The 16,734-nt window shown below is 65.8% G+C and carries 17 protein-coding genes and 1 tRNA gene; 5 read left to right on the plus strand and 13 right to left on the minus strand.

What is annotated here, in order from left to right:
- Positions 1–89 precede the first annotated feature (89 nt).
- A complete protein-coding gene (locus ACQP1G_RS31775) occupies positions 90–1,304 on the minus strand; it encodes a branched-chain amino acid ABC transporter substrate-binding protein (protein ID WP_433193308.1) in 1,215 nt (404 codons plus the stop codon).
- A gap of 232 nt (positions 1,305–1,536) precedes the next feature.
- A complete protein-coding gene (locus ACQP1G_RS31780) occupies positions 1,537–2,154 on the minus strand; it encodes an ANTAR domain-containing response regulator (RefSeq protein WP_040688928.1) in 618 nt (205 codons plus the stop codon).
- A 222-nt stretch (positions 2,155–2,376) separates the two neighbouring features.
- Between ACQP1G_RS31780 and ACQP1G_RS31785 the strand changes: the two genes are divergently transcribed.
- From ACQP1G_RS31785 to ACQP1G_RS31800, 4 genes are all read left to right on the plus strand, one after another.
- A tRNA-Leu gene (locus ACQP1G_RS31785) sits at positions 2,377–2,463 on the plus strand.
- Between the two features lie 295 nt (positions 2,464–2,758).
- Positions 2,759–3,271 carry a monooxygenase family protein gene (locus ACQP1G_RS31790; RefSeq protein ID WP_433193309.1) on the plus strand — a complete coding sequence of 171 codons (513 nt, stop codon included), beginning with the start codon at positions 2,759–2,761 and terminating at the stop codon, positions 3,269–3,271.
- A 254-nt stretch (positions 3,272–3,525) separates the two neighbouring features.
- The gene (locus tag ACQP1G_RS31795) at positions 3,526–4,146 is read left to right on the plus strand and encodes a low molecular weight phosphatase family protein (RefSeq protein WP_433193311.1); all 621 of its coding nucleotides are present in this window, start codon (positions 3,526–3,528) and stop codon (positions 4,144–4,146) included.
- A 118-nt stretch (positions 4,147–4,264) separates the two neighbouring features.
- Entirely contained in the window at positions 4,265–4,690 is a 426-nt protein-coding gene (locus tag ACQP1G_RS31800) for a hypothetical protein (RefSeq protein ID WP_433193312.1), read from the plus strand.
- A gap of 125 nt (positions 4,691–4,815) precedes the next feature.
- Here the strand turns inward: ACQP1G_RS31800 and ACQP1G_RS31805 are convergent, their stop codons facing one another.
- The 11 genes from ACQP1G_RS31805 to ACQP1G_RS31855 form a co-directional block, all read right to left on the minus strand.
- Positions 4,816–5,724 (minus strand): acyl-CoA thioesterase, encoded by a 909-nt coding sequence (locus tag ACQP1G_RS31805; protein ID WP_433193313.1) that lies wholly within the window; start codon positions 5,722–5,724, stop codon positions 4,816–4,818.
- Complete coding sequence (pyk, locus tag ACQP1G_RS31810) at positions 5,725–7,143, minus strand: pyruvate kinase (RefSeq protein WP_433193315.1); 1,419 nt, start codon at positions 7,141–7,143, stop codon at positions 5,725–5,727. It lies immediately after the preceding gene.
- Between the two features lie 105 nt (positions 7,144–7,248).
- Positions 7,249–7,917 carry an amino acid ABC transporter permease gene (locus tag ACQP1G_RS31815; RefSeq protein WP_433193317.1) on the minus strand — a complete coding sequence of 223 codons (669 nt, stop codon included), beginning with the start codon at positions 7,915–7,917 and terminating at the stop codon, positions 7,249–7,251.
- A gap of 6 nt (positions 7,918–7,923) precedes the next feature.
- A complete protein-coding gene (locus tag ACQP1G_RS31820) occupies positions 7,924–8,679 on the minus strand; it encodes an amino acid ABC transporter substrate-binding protein (protein ID WP_433193319.1) in 756 nt (251 codons plus the stop codon).
- A gap of 205 nt (positions 8,680–8,884) precedes the next feature.
- Positions 8,885–9,403, minus strand: coding sequence for a TM2 domain-containing protein (locus ACQP1G_RS31825; RefSeq protein WP_433193320.1), 519 nt, complete (start codon positions 9,401–9,403; stop codon positions 8,885–8,887).
- Positions 9,404–9,552: 149 nt separating this feature from the next.
- Positions 9,553–10,773, minus strand: a complete 1,221-nt coding sequence (gene lgt / locus ACQP1G_RS31830) for a prolipoprotein diacylglyceryl transferase (RefSeq protein ID WP_433193321.1) — start codon at positions 10,771–10,773, stop codon at positions 9,553–9,555.
- Positions 10,774–10,848: 75 nt separating this feature from the next.
- On the minus strand, positions 10,849–11,649 hold the full coding sequence (trpA, locus tag ACQP1G_RS31835; RefSeq protein WP_433193322.1) for a tryptophan synthase subunit alpha: 801 nt from the start codon (positions 11,647–11,649) through the stop codon (positions 10,849–10,851).
- Entirely contained in the window at positions 11,646–12,914 is a 1,269-nt protein-coding gene (trpB, locus tag ACQP1G_RS31840) for a tryptophan synthase subunit beta (protein ID WP_433193323.1), read from the minus strand. Before trpB ends, trpA begins: the two co-directional genes overlap by 4 nt.
- Positions 12,911–13,729 carry an indole-3-glycerol phosphate synthase TrpC gene (gene trpC / locus ACQP1G_RS31845; protein ID WP_433193324.1) on the minus strand — a complete coding sequence of 273 codons (819 nt, stop codon included), beginning with the start codon at positions 13,727–13,729 and terminating at the stop codon, positions 12,911–12,913. Before trpC ends, trpB begins: the two co-directional genes overlap by 4 nt.
- 129 nt (positions 13,730–13,858) lie before the next feature.
- Positions 13,859–14,602, minus strand: a complete 744-nt coding sequence (locus ACQP1G_RS31850; RefSeq protein ID WP_433193325.1) for a TIGR02234 family membrane protein — start codon at positions 14,600–14,602, stop codon at positions 13,859–13,861.
- Positions 14,599–16,155: an anthranilate synthase component I gene (locus ACQP1G_RS31855; protein ID WP_433193326.1), complete on the minus strand. Its 1,557-nt coding sequence runs from the start codon at positions 16,153–16,155 to the stop codon at positions 14,599–14,601. The genes ACQP1G_RS31850 and ACQP1G_RS31855 overlap by 4 nt, the downstream gene beginning before the upstream one ends.
- 376 nt (positions 16,156–16,531) lie before the next feature.
- On the opposite strand from ACQP1G_RS31855, the gene ACQP1G_RS31860 reads away from it, so the two are divergent.
- Positions 16,532–16,690 (plus strand): hypothetical protein, encoded by a 159-nt coding sequence (locus ACQP1G_RS31860; RefSeq protein WP_433193327.1) that lies wholly within the window; start codon positions 16,532–16,534, stop codon positions 16,688–16,690.
- Positions 16,691–16,734: the final 44 nt, after the last annotated feature.

Raw genomic sequence — 16,734 nt, forward strand, 5'->3', positions numbered from 1 at the left:
GTCTTGTGCCTCACTTGATTCGCCCACCGGACAGCGGCACGTGCGAGGGTCGTGCGACCCTCGCACGTGCCGCTGTCCGGGTTGTGGGGCTACTTGACCTCGTAGATCCAGATCAGTGCGTTGGACAGTTCACCTGTCGCGTTCCACTTGTACTGACGCGCAAGACCGTTGCCGTCATAGGACCGCACGTATTCCAGCAGGTCGGGACGGGTCAGCTTGCCGCCGTCGATGCCCTTGGCCAGGATCGTGGTCAGATCGTAGCCTTCCACCGAGTACACACCCGGCTCCTGCCCGTTGAGGGCCTTGTAGTCCGCCGCGAACTTGTCCGGCGCCGGGCCACACGGGCAGGACAGTACCGCACCCTTGGACGAGCTACCGGCCTGCGCGACGAACTGCGGATCGTTGGTGCCGTCAGCGGAGACGAAGACCGCCTTGACGCCACCGGACTTCAGCTGCTGGGCCAGCGGCGCGCCCTCGGAGTAGTAGCCGGAATAGAAGACGGCGTCGGGCGCTGCGCTCGCGATCTTGGTGACCGTGGCGGAGAAGTCCTTATCGCCCTTCTTGATGCTGGCGTTGCAGGACGCGTCGTTCGCGGAGCCGAGGCCCTCGATGATCGACTTGGCCAGGCCGGTGCCGTAGTCGGTGTTGTCCTGGATGACGCAGACCTTCTTGTAGCCCGCGGTGTTGACCAGGTACTTGCCGACGGACGGACCCTGCACGCCGTCATTGGCCAGACCGCGGAAGAAGCTGGTCCAGCCGTTCTGGGTCAGCGTCTCGTTGGTGGCCGAGGAGGTCGCCGAGACCAGGCCCGCGTCGCTGAGGATCTTGCCGGTCGCCTTGGTCTCACCGGAGAACGCCGGACCGATCAGACCGATGACCGACTTGTCGTTGACGATCTGCGGGATGACCTGGGTGGCCTTCTGCGGGTCGCCCTCGGTGTCGAACTGCTTGAGCTCGATCTTGCAGCCCGGGTTGGCCTTGTTGTGCTTGTCCAGCGCGAGCTTCACACCGTCGACGATATTGATGCCGAGGGCCGCGTCCGGACCGGTCAGTGCGCCCGCCATCGCGATCGAGGTGCCCGCCGGGCAGGTGGCTTTGCCGTCGCCCGCCGGGTCAGCGGCAGCGGCGCTATCCGACTTGGGCACCTGCTTGCCGTTTGCGTCGATCTGCATGACCGGCTGGATCTTCAGACCACCGGCACCACCCGCACCGGAGGTGCTGCCCGAGCCGCTGTCGGTCGATTTGTCGCTACACCCCGTCAGCACGAGCGCGGCGGCGGCACCGATGGCCAATGCCCCCCGCATCGAACGACTGCGCCATGTCGAACTAAGCACGTTTCACCTCTACGTCCTGTGCTCCCCCGGGCTCTCTCCGAGGAGGCCGACCACGTCAGCCCGGTCAGAACATAGCGTTGGTACGTTAGCTGCGCATCACATTCGGATCATCCGAATGACTTCGTTTCGAATTTTTCATCGCGATCCGGTTTCCGGAAAGTAAAATTTCCGGCCTTGATCGGGCCAGGGCGCACGGACCTGCCTACTTCGGGGCCAGATTTTCCAGCACCACCTCGGCTACGGCCTTCATGGTAGTGCGGCGGTCCATTGCCGTGCGTTGAATCCACTTGAATGCCTGCGGTTCTGACAGTCCCTGGGTCTGCATGAGCACGCCCTTGGCCCGCTCGACGAGCTTGCGCGTCTCCAGGCGATCGGCCAGATTGGCGACCTCGCTCTCCAACGCCGTGATCTCGTGGAAGCGGCTGGCCGCCAGTTCGATGGCGGGCACCAGATCCGACTTCGTGAACGGCTTGACCAGATAGGCCATCGCACCGGCGTCGCGCGCCCGCTCGACCAGGTCGCGCTGACTGAACGCGGTCAGAATCACCACCGGCGCAACACGTTTCGACGCGATTTCGGCCGCCGCGTCGATACCGTCGCGGCGCGGCATCTTCACATCCATGATGACCAGATCCGGCCGATGCTCCACCGCCAGATCGACCGCCTGCTGGCCATCGCCCGCCTCGCCGACGACCTGATAGCCCTCTTCGGTCAGCATCTCCACCAGATCCATACGGATGAGCGCTTCGTCCTCCGCGACGACGACCCGCTTCGCCCCGGCGTCCCGCTTCGTGCCGGCGCCCCCTGCTGTGTTGCTCATAGGTAGACCCCTCTGGTTCCGATGCCGTGTCCCCGACACGCGAAAAGGTGGCCGTGATCCATGTACCGGTCCATCGACCCACCGTCGCTATCGAGTGCTGTAAAGACTACCTTTCAGTTCTGCATACAACCCATATACCCTGCGCAAACGGGGCGACGATCACTCCGCAGCCAGCCCATTCGTGGTTTTCACCAGTCACCCGCTATGCTTTTCCACCGGTGCGCCGATTTGGCGGAACTGGCAGACGCGACGGTCTCAAAAACCGTTGTCCGAAAGGACGTGTGGGTTCGAGTCCCACAATCGGCACCAACTCGTAGGCGGCCCATGCCCATGGAGAGCATGGGCCGACCTCGCTGGTTGTGATTTTTGGGGGTGCAGTCCCACGACCCCGCCCGGCGGGGTTTCGCCCCCAACCCCCAGCGGTGGTTGCGTCAAGGTGTTCCGCACCGACTGCATGTGGGTAGTGCCTCTGCGCTGACCCCGGTACCGAATTCATGGTCTATCGGTTCACAACTTGTGCGGCCGGTGTCGAACTGAATGTTCGCCTGGGTCGTAGTTCATGCGTAGGGTTTGCGAGCAGACCCCTGGTTGCGGAGGTTGCGGCATGCGGGTGAACAGGACCACTGTCGATCTGTCCGGGTATCCGGATCTGGTCGTCATCTACCTCGGGATGCGGGTGCGCAAGCCGCGCGGGATCCTGCGATTACTCGGTCTCGGCCCGAAACTGTATCGGTCGCACAAGGATCGCCCGGATGGGCTGTTATCGCACGAGGACGTGATCTGGTCGCTGTTCCCGCCGCATTGGGGAGCGCGACAGTACTGGCGGGATCTGGATTCGCTGGAACGCTGGACACGCTCTGCGCCGCACCGGGATTGGTGGCAGAAGTTTCTGCGTGACTCCGGCGGGACGGGGTTCTGGCACGAGGCCTACTTCATGCGCGGCGGCATCGACGCGATGTACGACGATATGGCGAGAAACTCGGGGCTGCCGCGGTTCGCGCCCGTCGTCGCCTCCCGTGGCCGAATGTTCTCGACCCGGGGCCGGGTCGACAACGAAGACGCCAAGGTGGCGCCCGTGGTCGCCGAATCCACTTACTACCCCGGCGAGTCCGACTGAGTTCGGTCGAATCGGTTCCCAAACGTGGCGATACCGTGATGGTTGAAATCGCCTGTGCCGGGGTAATTTCAGCAGGACGCCCAGACCTCGATTACCGATCGGCCGCCTACCGGCAACGCGTATCGAGCGTCTCTCTGAATATCGGGGCGTACTTCGTGTACGGCACTTGACCAGCAGATGAATAAGTGCCCGTCGGGCTGTGATTCGATGTCGACGGCCTTCTGGTCGACGCTCGAGCGGCTTACCGTATCCGCATGCACGTCCTGTTCGTCTGCAACGGCAATGTCTGTCGTTCGGTGATCGCCGAGCGGCTCACCCGCGCCGTGGCCGTCGAATACAACCTGTCCGGGCTTACCGCGGAAAGTGCGGGAACCCGTGCGCTGGTGGGATTTCCGGTGGAACCGCTCGCAGCGCGCACCATCGAGGGACTCGGTGCGAATGCCGATCATTTCCGGGCGCGCAAGCTCAAGCCGGAGCTGATCGACCGCGCGGACCTGGTACTCGCCATGACCGAACAGATCCGGGATCAGGCGGCGGGGATGGGCTTCGGTGCGGCGTCACGGACTTTCACACTGCTGGAAGCGCATCGCATCGCCAAGGTCACCGGGGCCGAGACGATCGCCGATATGCATCGCGCCCGCCACGATCTCTCGATGGTCGGCCGGGAGAATATCGCCGATCCGGTCGGCCTATCGGAGGCCGCGTTCTGCGAAGTCGGTGACCGGATCGCCGAGGCCCTGGTGCCGCTGCTGCTGGCGTTGGCACCACACGAGCAGGCCAGGCCCGCCGATGACGAGCGCGGTGGTCTCGTCGTGCAACCCGGGGCGGCGCCCGCGCCGCTCGCGACCTTCCTCGCCGCGCAGCGGGTCAGGTGACACGCAGGGCTCAGTGTCCAATCGCTACCGAGGGGGTTACACTCCCCCTTGCGCGCACGCGCCCGCTTTCACAAATAGCTTCCGCCGTTGATGGTTCGACACACGACAGGAATCAGACATGCCGAAACGAATTTCGGATGTTTCGCTCCATGTTTATGTGACACCGGAAACCCTCGATCGCGTCGTCGATTCGGTGCGCGAGGTGGTGGACGACCACCTCCAGGACCGCGATGTCTTCGCATGGCGCTTCACGCTCCCCGTCGAGCCCGATGCGCCCGAGCACATCCTGCTCGAAACCCAGTGGCGGGTAGACCATCCCGGCCAGGAGCCCGCTATCCGCCGCACCTATGAGATCGCACTCAGCCTGGTCGGTGCCCCGCGCGATCTGACCGCGCCGAGCCTAGCGGCGCTGGAAAAGCGTCTGATGCTGGAAACCGCCAGCTGCCCAACGGATCTGGAGATTCCGCGAACCATCCGGATGCAGCGGCGTGACAGCTTCGATTTCGAAACCGAACGCGAACGATTCCGCCTACCCGGGCCCTAGGCCCTGCAAGCCAGGCGAAAGTTGTGTTCAGGCCCCGCGTCGTAAGAGTGCGGGCGCTCCCGATGAGTCACCCATGTGCTCGCGAAATCAGTTGTCGCTGTCCGCGATACACATGGGCACCAGACTCATCCGCGAGACGGGAAGTGGCGAATGACGCCTTCCTGCACGGTGGTGGCGAGCAATTCGCCACTGCGTGAGAAGAATCGGCCGGTGGCCAGGCCACGCGAACCGGCTGCCACCGGGGATTCGGTGGCGTAGAGCGCCCAGTCGTCGAAGCGGAACGGGCGGTGGAACCAGATCGAGTGGTTGATCGTCGCGGCCACGATGCGGTCGAGACCCCAGGAAAGGCCGTGGGTGGTGATGATCGAATCCAGCACCGTGGTGTCGGATGAATAACCAAGCGCCGCAACGTGAATCAGCGGATCGTCGGGCAGCCTGCCGTCGGTGCGCATCCATACGCGGTTGTGGTTGAGCCGCTCCCCCGTGCCCTTCAGGATCCAGGCCGGATCGTTGGTGTAGCGCATATCGATCGGGTGCGGCGCCTTGACGAACATCTCCAGCTTGTCCTCCAAGCCTTCGAAGCTCTCCTCGACGCGCGGCAGCGTTTCCGGATCAGGCACCTCCGGCTGGGCGTGCGCATGCTCGAGCCCCTTGCCCCAATCCTGGAACGCGGCCAGCATGACGAACAGTTCCTGATCGTCCTGGGTCGCGGTGACCGTGCGGTTGGCCAGTGAGCGGCCGTCGCGGTGGCGGTCGACCCGGTATTCGATCGGCTTCTTCACATCGCCGCCGCGCACGAAATGCGCATTCACGGCATGCAGCGGCCGGTCGCCGTCGACCGTCCGTCCGGCCGCCATGATCGCCTGCGATACGAGCTGACCGCCGAACGTGCGGCTCCAGACCTTCTCTGGATGCTGGCCGACGAAGACGTCTTCGTCGACCTGATCCAGATCCAGCAGTCCGAGCAGCACGTCCAGGTCGGAACCTGCAGCCGCGGCACCAAGGCCGACGGCGCCACCTAGCGAAGCACTCACCTAATGGTCCTCCTCACCGATACGGTGCACATGGATCAGATTGGTGGAGCCGACAGTACCGGGCGGGGAGCCTGCCACGATTACCACCAGATCACCTTTTTGGTATCGCTCCATGGACAGAAGTGCTACATCCACCTGGTGGATCATCGCATCGGTGCTGTCCACCGTCGGGACGATGAAGGTTTCGGTGCCCCAAGTGAGCGACAGCTGGCTGCGCACCTCTGGAAGGGGGGTGAACGCCAGCAACGGCAGCGGGGTGTGCAAACGGGCCAGGCGGCGAACCGTATCGCCGGACTGGGTGAAGGCGACCAGCGCCTTGGCGTTGAGCCGCTCGCCGATATCGCGGGCGGCGTAGGAGATGACACCGCGCTTGGTGCGCGGCACGTGGGTCAGCGGTGGCACCCGGGTGGATTCGGTCTCCACGGCGTGCACGATGCGGGCCATGGTGCGCACCGTTTCGATCGGGTACGCGCCGACCGAGGTCTCACCGGAGAGCATCACCGCATCCGCGCCGTCGAGCACCGCGTTGGCCACATCGGAGGCCTCGGCGCGGGTCGGGCGGGAGTTCTCGATCATCGACTCCAGCATCTGGGTCGCGACGATGACCGGCTTCGCGTTCTCGCGGGCCATCTGGATGGCGCGTTTCTGCACGATCGGCACCTGCTCGAGCGGCAGCTCGACACCGAGGTCACCGCGGGCGACCATGACCGCGTCGAAGGCGAGCACGATGGCCTCGAGGTTGTCGATGGCCTCTGGCTTCTCCAACTTGCCGATCACCGGGACGCGGCGCCCGACGCGATCCATCACATCGTGCACCAGCTCGACATCCGACGGCGAGCGCACGAAGGACAGCGCGATGAAGTCGACGCCGAGCTTGAGCGCGAATTCCAGATCCTCGATGTCCTTCTCGGAGAGCGCGGGCACGGAAACATCCATGCCGGGCAGCGAGACGCCCTTGTTATTGCTGACCGGACCGCCCTCGGTCACACGGCAGACGACGTCGTTGCCCTCGACCCTGGTGACCGTGACGCCGACCTTGCCGTCGTCGATGAGCAGGCGGTCGCCCGGTTTGGCGTCCTTGGCCAGCTCTTTGTAGGTAGTGGAGACGCGATCGTGGGTGCCAACGATCTCGTCGACGGTTATGCGGACCTCTTCACCGCTGGCCCAAACGGTCTTGCCCTCTGTGAAGCGGCCCAGCCGGATCTTCGGTCCCTGCAGGTCGGCGAGAATGCCGACCGCCCGACCGACATGGTCCGAGGCCTGCCGCACCTTCTTGTAGTTCTCGGCATGGTCGGAGTGCTCGCCATGGCTGAAATTCAGCCGCGCCACATCCATGCCGCTCTCGACGAGTTCCCGAATACGTTCCTCGGTAGCGGTCGCTGGGCCGAGAGTGCACACAATCTTCGTCCGTCGCATCACGGGTAGAGCCTAGTCCCGTGTGGTACCCCAAGCCCGCTGTGGCCTCGGTGAAAGGTAGGTGAAAAATATGTACGAACGATTAGCGGAAGCTACAAACCGGTCTCGTCAGCGTGCGACATGGCGGGAAAGGCGGGTCTCCAGCCGGGTCTGTCCGAAGCCGAGCACGAGGCAGATCGCCCAGTAGTACAGCGCGGCGACGCCGTACAGGGCGAAGAAGTCGAAGGTCGGGGCCGCCGCCAGCTGCGCGGTACGCAGCAGTTCGGTCACCAGGATGGTCGAGGCCAGTGAGGTGTCCTTGACCAGCGAGATGAGCGTATTGGACAGCGGTGGCACCGCGATCCGCGCGGCCTGCGGCAAGATGATCAGCCGCAACTCCTGGGCATACGACATGCCGAGCGCCTTGGCCGCCTCCCACTGGCCCTGCGCGACGCTGAGGATGGCGGCGCGCACGACCTCGGCGGCGTAACCGCCGACATTGAGGCTGAACGCGATCACCGCAGCCGGGAACGGATCGATAACGATATTGAACTGCGGCAACGCGTAGAACACGATGAACAGCTGCACCAGCAACGGCGTACCGCGAATGATCGAGATGTAGAACCGGGCGGGCGCCGAGAGGAACCACATCGGTGACATCCGGGCCAGCGCCACGAACAACGCGATGAACAGACCGATGACGAAGCTGATCGCGGTCAGCGGGATGGTCTTGTCGATCGTGGCGTGCAGCATCGGCCACAGGTTGTGCCAGATCAGTTCCCTGGTTGCGGGATCCACGGACGGCTATTTGCTGACGTCGGTGCCGAAGTACTTCTCGGCGATCTTGGTCAGGGTGCCGTCGGCGCGCAGCTGATCCAGCGCGGTATTCACCTGACCGATCAGCGCGTCGTCCTTGCGGGCGGCGAAGGCCTGATGGCTGACCTCACCGGCCTTGGCGGCGATCTTGACGCTGGTGTCGCCGTTCTTCTTGATGTAGTCGAGCGCGACGAGGCTGTCGTTGACGGTCGCGTCCACGCGGCCGGTCTTGAGCAACTGGACGGCCTGCACGAAGCCCTCCACCGCTTCGACCTTGGCGCCCGCGCCCTGGGCGACCTTGGCCCAGTTGCTGGTCGCCGACTGCGCGCTGGTCTTGCCGCTCAGGTCCGCGAGCGCGGTGATGCCGGTGTTGTCGGCGCGAGTGAGGATCACCCCCTCGGAGGTGGTGTAGGACTGCGACAGGGCGTACTTGGCCTTGCGCTCGTCGGTGACCGAGACCTGGTTGGCGACCAGATCGAAGCGATTGGACTCGAGCCCAGCGAAAATCGCGTCCCACGGCGTCTGCACGAACTCGATCTTCTTGCCGATCTTGTCGCCGACCGCCTGGATCACTTCGATGTCGTATCCGGTGAGCTTGCCGTCCGAGCCCTGGTAGCTGAAGGGCGAGTAGGTGCCTTCGGTGCCGACCTTCAGCACATTCGGATCGCTGCTGGTGCCGCAGGCGGTGAGCCCGGTGGCGGCGATGATGGCGAGCATGGCGGCGGCGAACAGCTTGCGGCGCACGAAAGTCCCTCTCTTCGGTGTGCGGACCGGTACCGCAATCCACACACGACACAAAAACCCGGCTCAGGCTACGCCAGGTAGCTGCTGATCGACAGTATTGCGATCATCGTGCGCCGAATCCTCGCACAGTGAGCCGCAATTGCGACGGGCCCCGTCACATCGTCATCCGATGCGACGGGGCCCGTCGGTTATCTGTGCGCGGCGATCAGTCGCGCAATGGCCGTCCGAGGCTGTCGGGCACCTTGCCGGTCAGCATCATGATGCCGTCGATCAGCGGCCAGATACCGCCGATACCGCAGGTCAGCCAGGTGACCGCGATCTGCGCGATGGCAATGCCGGTGTGGCCGGTGTAGAAACGGCCGATGCCGAAGCCGCCGAGGAAGATCTGCAGCAGGCCCGCGGTCAGCTTTTGCTTGTCCGAGAACGGAACACCGAACGGGTCGCGGCCGTAGGGCGCTTCCGGATCATTCGGGTTGTAACCGCCGCCCGGGTACGGCGGGGGCGGGTAGCCGCCCGGCTGCTGGCCGTAGGGATCGGGCTGACCGTACTGGGGCGGCTGCTGACCGTACTGCGGCTGCTGGCCGTACTGCGGCTGCTGGTTGTACGGATCCGACGGGTACTGCTGGCCCGGCACCTCGGGCTGCTTGTTCAGGTCCGGCCCCGTCCCGGGCGGGCCGTACTGCGGGCCGCCGAAGCCTGGCTGGTTCTGGTAGGGGTCGGTCACTAATGTCCTCCATCATTCGTGCATTTCGACGGGCGCTCACCCGTCTCCCCGCGTTTTACCGGGCAATTGGGCACCCGAAGGTATCGTCGCGGACACGCGGTCGCATGTCTACTCAGTGCCCCCAACGAGTTACCCAAGTCGCTATGGGATCAGTCGTCCTTTTTCGAGGTTTCGACCTTGACCGGCTCGGTGCCCGAGGTCTCGGACTCCGTTGAGTTATCGCCAGTGGTGTCCGATTCGTTGCCGGAGTTCTCGGGTTTTGTCAGATCCGCCTTGTCGGAGGCGGTTTCCGCCTCGGCCATCTCGGATTTCTCCGATTCGGCTGCCGCGACCGACATCTCGTCCTTCGTCTGCGCGCTGTGCTTCGGCGCCGCCTCCGCCGCCGCGGCAGCCTTCGACGCGGCCTCGGATTTCGCCCCCGCCGCGCGCAGCGCGCCGATCTGCCACGGCCACGGCCGCGAGACCGTCGACGGTTGCAACTGATCGGCGGTCTCCCTGCCCTTCGTCGCGAAGATGAAATAGGCGACGGCAGCGAGGAATACGAGTGCGGAGGTGAACGAGTTGATACGGATCCCCGCGATCTTGGTCGCCTCGTCGTCGCGCAGCAGCTCGACGAAGAAGCGGCCCAGGCAGTACCCGGCGACATAGAGCGCGAACAGGCGGCCGTGGCCGATGCGGTAGCGCTTATCGATCTGTACCAGCAGCACCACGATCAGCAGGTTCCAGATCATCTCGTACAGGAACGTCGGCTGCACGACCTTATCGACGACGCCGGTGGAGACGCCGTTCATCATGTCGAGCTTGCCCTGATCATCGAAGCGCAGGTAGATCTCCAGGCCCCACGGCACATCGGTTTTGCGGCCGTAGAGCTCCTGGTTGAAGTAATTGCCGAGGCGGCCGATGGCCTGCGCCAGCAGAATCGGCGGCGCGATCGCATCACCCAACGCGGGCAACGGGATTCGGTAGACCCGGCAGCCGATCCAGGCGCCGACGCCGCCGAGGAAGACCGCGCCCCAGATGCCGAGGCCGCCCTGGTAGATCTTCAGTGCGTCGATCGGATGGCCGTCCGCGCCGAAATACTTCTGCCAGTCGGTGGCCACGTGATAGAGCCGCCCACCGACCAGACCGAACGGCACCGCGAACATCGCGACGTCGAGGATCGCGCCCTGCTGCCCGCCGCGCTGCTGCCAGCGCCGCTCACCCCACCAGATGGCGACGACGATGCCGAGGATGATGCACAGGGCATAGGCCCGTAGCGGGAATGCGCCGATATGCCAGACGCCCTGGGACGGACTGGGGATGTAGGCCAACACATCAGCGGTGACGGCACCGTTGCTCAGGACGCTGTCTGCGAGGACTCGTAAGGTCACGGCCCCAACCGTAGCGGAGCACGGCCGCACAGCGAGATTCGCGGTCGGCGCGCCTCCGCTCGGCGACGGATCCGGCTAGGAGGTAACGGTCGCGGAGCGAACGCCCTCGGCCAGTTCGGCGGTGAGCGTGCGGACCGCATCGAGTCCCTGTGCCGCGGCGGTGACCAGTGCCGAACCCACGATGACACCATCTGCGTAGGAGGCGATTTCGGCTGCCTGCGCGCCCGAGCGCACACCGAGACCGACGCCGATCGGGATATCGGAGTGCGCGCGGATGCGCGCGCACAGCGCGGGGGCCGCGGAGGAAACCACATCGCGGGCGCCGGTGACGCCCATGGTCGAGGCCGCGTAGACGAAGCCGCGGCTGGCCTCGAGGGTCTTGACCAGGCGCTCCTCCGTGGAGGACGGCGCGACCAGGAAGATGCGGTCCAGATCGTGTGCGGCCGAGGCGACGAACCAGTCGTCGGCCTCTTCCGGGATCAGGTTCGGGGTAATGATGCCGGACCCGCCCGCGGCGGCCAGATCCCGCGCGAAACGGTCGACGCCGTACTGCAGCACCGGATTCCAGTAGCTCATCACCACGGCCTTGCCGCCCGCTTTGGTGATCGCCTCGACCACCGAGAACACATCGCGCACCCGGACACCGCCGCGCAGCGCCTGCTCGGCGGCGGCTTGGATGGTCGGTCCGTCCATGACCGGATCGGAGTAGGCGACGCCGACTTCGATAATGTCGCAACCGGATTCGACCATGGTGCGGCACACCTCGATCGAACCGGCCAGATCCGGATAGCCCGCGGGCAGGTAGCCGATCAGCGCGGCCCGATCCTCCGCGCGACAGGCGGCGAAGGTGTTGGCGAGGCGGGACTGCTGACTCACTGGCTCTCCTTGTCGGCGTGATGGTCGAACAGGCCGAACCACCGTGCCGCCGTGTCCATATCCTTATCGCCACGCCCGGACAGGTTCACCAGGATGATCGCACCCTTGCCCAATTCCTTACCGAGCTTCAGCGCACCGGCCACCGCGTGCGCGGATTCGATCGCCGGGATGATGCCCTCGGCGCGGCTCAGCAACAGCAGCGCGTCCATCGCCTCGGCGTCGGTGATCGGCTGGTATTCGGCGCGGCCGATGTCCTTGAGGTAGGCGTGTTCGGGACCGACGCCCGGGTAGTCCAGACCGGCCGAGATCGAATGCGATTCGATGGTCTGGCCGTCCTCGTCCTGCAGCAGGTAGGAGTAGGCGCCCTGGAACGCACCTGGCGTACCGCCGGTGAAAGTGGCCGCGTGCCTTCCGGTTTCGACGCCGTCACCGGCCGCCTCGTAACCGATCAGCCGTACGCCCGCATCGTCGATGAAGGGGTGGAAGATGCCGATGGCATTGGAGCCGCCGCCGACGCAGGCGGTGACCGCGTCGGGCAGCCGACCGGTGAGCTCCTGTACCTGGGCGCGAGCCTCCAGACCGACGATGCGCTGAAGATCGCGCACCATCAGCGGGAACGGGTGCGGGCCCGCCGCGGTGCCGAAGCAGTAGTAGGTGGCGTCGGCATTGGTGACCCAGTCGCGCAACGCCTCGTTGATCGCATCCTTGAGAGTCTGCGAACCGGTGGTCACCGAGATCACCTCGGCGCCGAGCAGCCGCATGCGGGCCACGTTCAGCGCCTGACGGGCGGTGTCCACCGCGCCCATGTAGATGACGCAGTCGAGACCGAGCAGTGCGCACGCGGTCGCGGTGGCGACGCCGTGCTGGCCAGCACCGGTTTCCGCGATCACCCGGGTCTTGCCCATGCGGTTGGCGAGCAACGCCTGGCCGAGCACATTGTTGATCTTGTGCGAGCCGGTGTGGTTCAGGTCCTCGCGCTTGAGGATGATGCGCGCGCCACCGGCGTGTTCAGCGAGGCGCCGGCATTCGAAGATCGGCGACGGGCGACCGGTGTAGTCGCGCTGCAACCGGTCCAGCTCATCGAGGAACGCCGGATCGAAGCGACACTTCTCGTATTCGGCGGTGACCTCCTCGATCACCGCCATCAGCGCCTCGGGAACGTGCCTGCCGCCGTAGACGCCGAAGTGGCCGCCCACGTCCGGCTCATGGCCGCTGCGCTCGTGGACGCCGTCAGAGGCCTTGGGGAGTGCCGGCACCGTCGTCACCGGCCCCGCCGCGCCGGCTTCGGGCAGGACGGGTGGGTGCCCGCCGTTACCAGCTCGGAGACGGCGGCGCGCGGGTCACCACTGGTGACCAGGCCTTCGCCCACGAGTACGGCGTCCGCACCCGCACCGGCATAGGCCAGCAGGTCGGCGGTGCCGCGAATACCGGATTCGGCGATGCGGATGACCTCGGTGGGCAGGCCGGGCGCGATGCGTGCGAACACGTCGCGGTCGACCTCCAGAGTCTTGAGGTTGCGGGCGTTCACGCCGATCACAGAGGCGCCCGCCTCGAGCGCACGGTCGGCCTCTTCCTCGGTGTGCACCTCGACCAGGGCGGTCATGCCGAGCGATTCGGTGCGGTCGATCAGTGCGCTCAGCACGTCCTGTTCCAGGGCGGCCACGATGAGCAGGATGACGTCCGCGCCGTGCGCACGGGCCTCATGGATCTGATATGGGCCGACCACGAAATCCTTGCGCAGGATCGGGATGCTCACGGTGGCGCGGACCGCGTCCAGGTCGTCGAGCGACCCGTGGAAGCGACGGCCCTCGGTGAGCACGCTGATGATGCGCGCTCCACCGTCCTCGTAGGCCTTGGCCAGGCTCGCCGGGTCCGGGATGTCCGCGAGTTCCCCCTTGGAGGGGCTGGCCCGCTTGACTTCGGCGATGACGCCGATGCCGTCTTCGAGGAGCGCGGCGCGGGCGTCCAGCGGCGCGGGCGCTGCGGTCGCGGCCGCCTTGATCGCCTGGAAGTCCAGGAGGGCTTCCCGAGCGGCCACATCCGCGCGGACCCCGTCGAGAATCGAGTCGAGTACCGTCATCTGGCTCGAATCCTTTCTGGGGAGACGGACTTGCTGCCTGAGAATCCCCCCAGGCGCTGTCTCACCGATGCTGACAAAGAATAAATGGCTGCTTGCGGCGCTACTGCGCCGGGGTTTGTAGTCACCTGCTCAGACACCTCGACTCCCGGGTTTGCCCTGATCATGATCAGGCGTGTCGGTGGGCGGCGGCGCTTCCTCGGTCGGGTCGGTGCCGGCGTCCAATGCATCCCAGAGCACTCGCTCGGAGAGCTGTCCCGGTGCCGTGTTCGCCTCATCGGTGCGCTGTCGCGCCACCTGCTCGGTCGCAGCGGCGCGCCGGAACACCGGATTGTCGTACTTGCCGGATAGGCGGGCCGCATCCTGCGGCATGCGGGCGAGCAGGACACCGGCCGCAAAGGCCGCCAGCGCCCCCACCAGCGAAAGCACGGCAGGGAACGGTGAGGTGACCACCTCGGTGACGGTCGCGCGGCCTGGTAGCTCCGCCAGGGTGGCCGCACGCGCCGCGGTCGCACCGGATCTGGTCAATAAGGCGACGGCGGGAACGGCGGTCACCGCCGCGACCAAGCCGATCAGTACGCCGACCATGCGCCGCAGCCAGCCGCGGGTGGCCAACACCGCGGCGATGGCGGCAAGAAGGACCAGGGCCAGCGGTGTGAGCGCACCGAACCAGACGCCGCCGTTGAGTTTGTCGGTGCGCGGTTCGGTGAGGCCGTCGGTGGAGGAGACAGTTACCCAGGTCATCCGGGAGGAGCCCCATAACGCCGCCGCGGCGATGGCGAGCAGGACGACTGCACCGACCGGGTACTTACGCTTCGGTGGTTCGGCGCTCGCCGGGGCAGCCGGATCGGTATCGCGGGATTCCGAATCGGTCATTCTGCGCTGCCGTCGGCCGGGATCGGCGCACCATACGCCCGAACGGTTTTGGCGGCCGCCACCGCCCGCAGCACTGCCATCGCCTTGTTGCGGGATTCGACGTCCTCGTAGTCCGCATCCGAATCCGCGACAATGCCCGCACCCGCCTGCACGTACGCCGTGCCGTCCTTCAGCAGTGCGGTGCGGATGGCGATCGCGGTATCCGCGTCACCCGCGAAGTCGAGGTAGCCGACGACGCCGCCGTAGACACCGCGGCGCGTCGGCTCGAGTTCCTCGATGAGCTCCATCGCGCGCACCTTCGGCGCGCCGGACAGTGTGCCGGCGGGGAAGCAGGCACGGACCGCGTCCAGCGCGATCTTGCCCGGCGCGAGGCGGCCAGAGACCGTCGAGACCAGATGCATGACATGGCTGTAGCGCTCGATGTGCCGGTATTCGGTGACACGCACCGTGCCCGGCTGGCATACCCGGCCCAGATCATTGCGGCCGAGATCGACGAGCATCAAATGCTCGGCGTTCTCCTTCTCATCGGCCAGCAGGCCCTTCTCCAGCAACAGATCGTCCTCCTCGGTGGCACCGCGCCACCGGGTGCCCGCGATCGGATGTGTGGTCGCTACGCCCTCTTTCACGGTCACCAGCGATTCCGGGCTGGAGCCGACGATGGAGAATGCGGTGCCGCCGTCGCCGTCCGGGATGTGGATCAGGTACATGTACGGGCTCGGGTTGGAGGCGCGCAGCATCCGGTAGAGGTCCAGTGGCGCGCCGTCGTAGTCCATTTCGAAGCGTTGCGAGAGCACCACCTGGAATGCCTCGCCCGCCTCGATCTCCTTGACCAGGCGACGCACCCCGGCACCGAACTCATCGGTGGTGCGGCGGCGGATGTAGTCCGGGTCGGGCTGATCGAAGACCGATACGGTGGACTCCGATGGCGCGGCCAGCGCCGCGGTCATCCGGTCCAGCCGAGCCACCGCATCGTCATAGGCCTCGTCGACTCGTTCGGCGGTGCCGTTCCAGTTGACCGCGTTGGCAATGAGCGTGATCGCGCCCTCGTGGTGGTCGAAGGCCGCGAGATCGGTGGCGAGCAGCAGCACCATCTCAGGCAGCCGCAGATCGTCGATGGCAAGGGTGGGCAGCCGTTCCATCCGGCGCACCGCGTCGTAGCCGAGATAGCCGACCATGCCGCCGGTCAGCGGGGGCAGGCCGGGCAGCCGCTCGGTCTGCAGCAACTGCAGGGTTTCGCGCAGCGCGACCAGCGGATCGCCTCCAGATGGCGCGTCTGCCGGGGTGTTGCCCAGCCAGGCCGCTTCGCCGTCCACAACGGTCAGTGCGGACGGACTGCCGGCGCCGATGAACGACCAGCGCGACCAGGACCGCCCGGTCTCCGCGGACTCGAACAGAAAGGTGCCAGCCCGGTCTCCGGCCAACTTGCGGTAGGCCGACAGCGGAGTTTCCGAGTCCGCCAGCACCTTTCGGGTCACCGGGACCACCCGATGCTCCGCGGCCAGTAGGTGGAACTGTTCGCGGGTCGTGGTGGTGGGAGTGGACGCGCCAGGCATATGTCCATCATCCCAGGCCGGTCCGACACCGCCTGCAGCGACCACCACGGAGCGTGTCTTACCAGCGACCTTCGCCGCGCCGAGGATGCGGCAAATCGGACACGGCGTGCCCCACTCTCCGAACCGACTGACCGGTTCCGACGCGCTGTAGGGGCCGGTGACGGGCGTCACTACACTCGCCCCGTTCGATCTCACATGCGGTATCCACTCCGACAGGAGACTACTGATGTACCCCTCGCAACCAGGTGCGCCGGCGGGTCGGCACGCCGCCGTACCGGGCCTGGCCGGTCAGCCCACGCGATTGGTCGGCCTGAATTCGATGGGCGGATCGCCGAGCTACACGCAGGTGAACGCCCTAGCATCCTTTGTTACTTACGTGAAAGCACTAGAAGCCTTGGACAGGAACCACTTTCCGGACGAATACGCCATCCACAGCGACCGAATCAAGGAACTGAAGCCGTTCCTGCGCGCGCACGGGATTCTCGATGTCATGGAGATCAAGAATCCGGAGGTCGCCGCACTCATCGGCGCCTAGCGCGAAGCGTCCCCGTCATCCCGGCTTCCGGCAATGACGGGGAC

Source organism: Nocardia sp. CA-107356, from assembly GCF_050946365.1.
In the GTDB taxonomy this organism is placed as follows: Bacteria; Actinomycetota; Actinomycetes; order Mycobacteriales; family Mycobacteriaceae; genus Nocardia.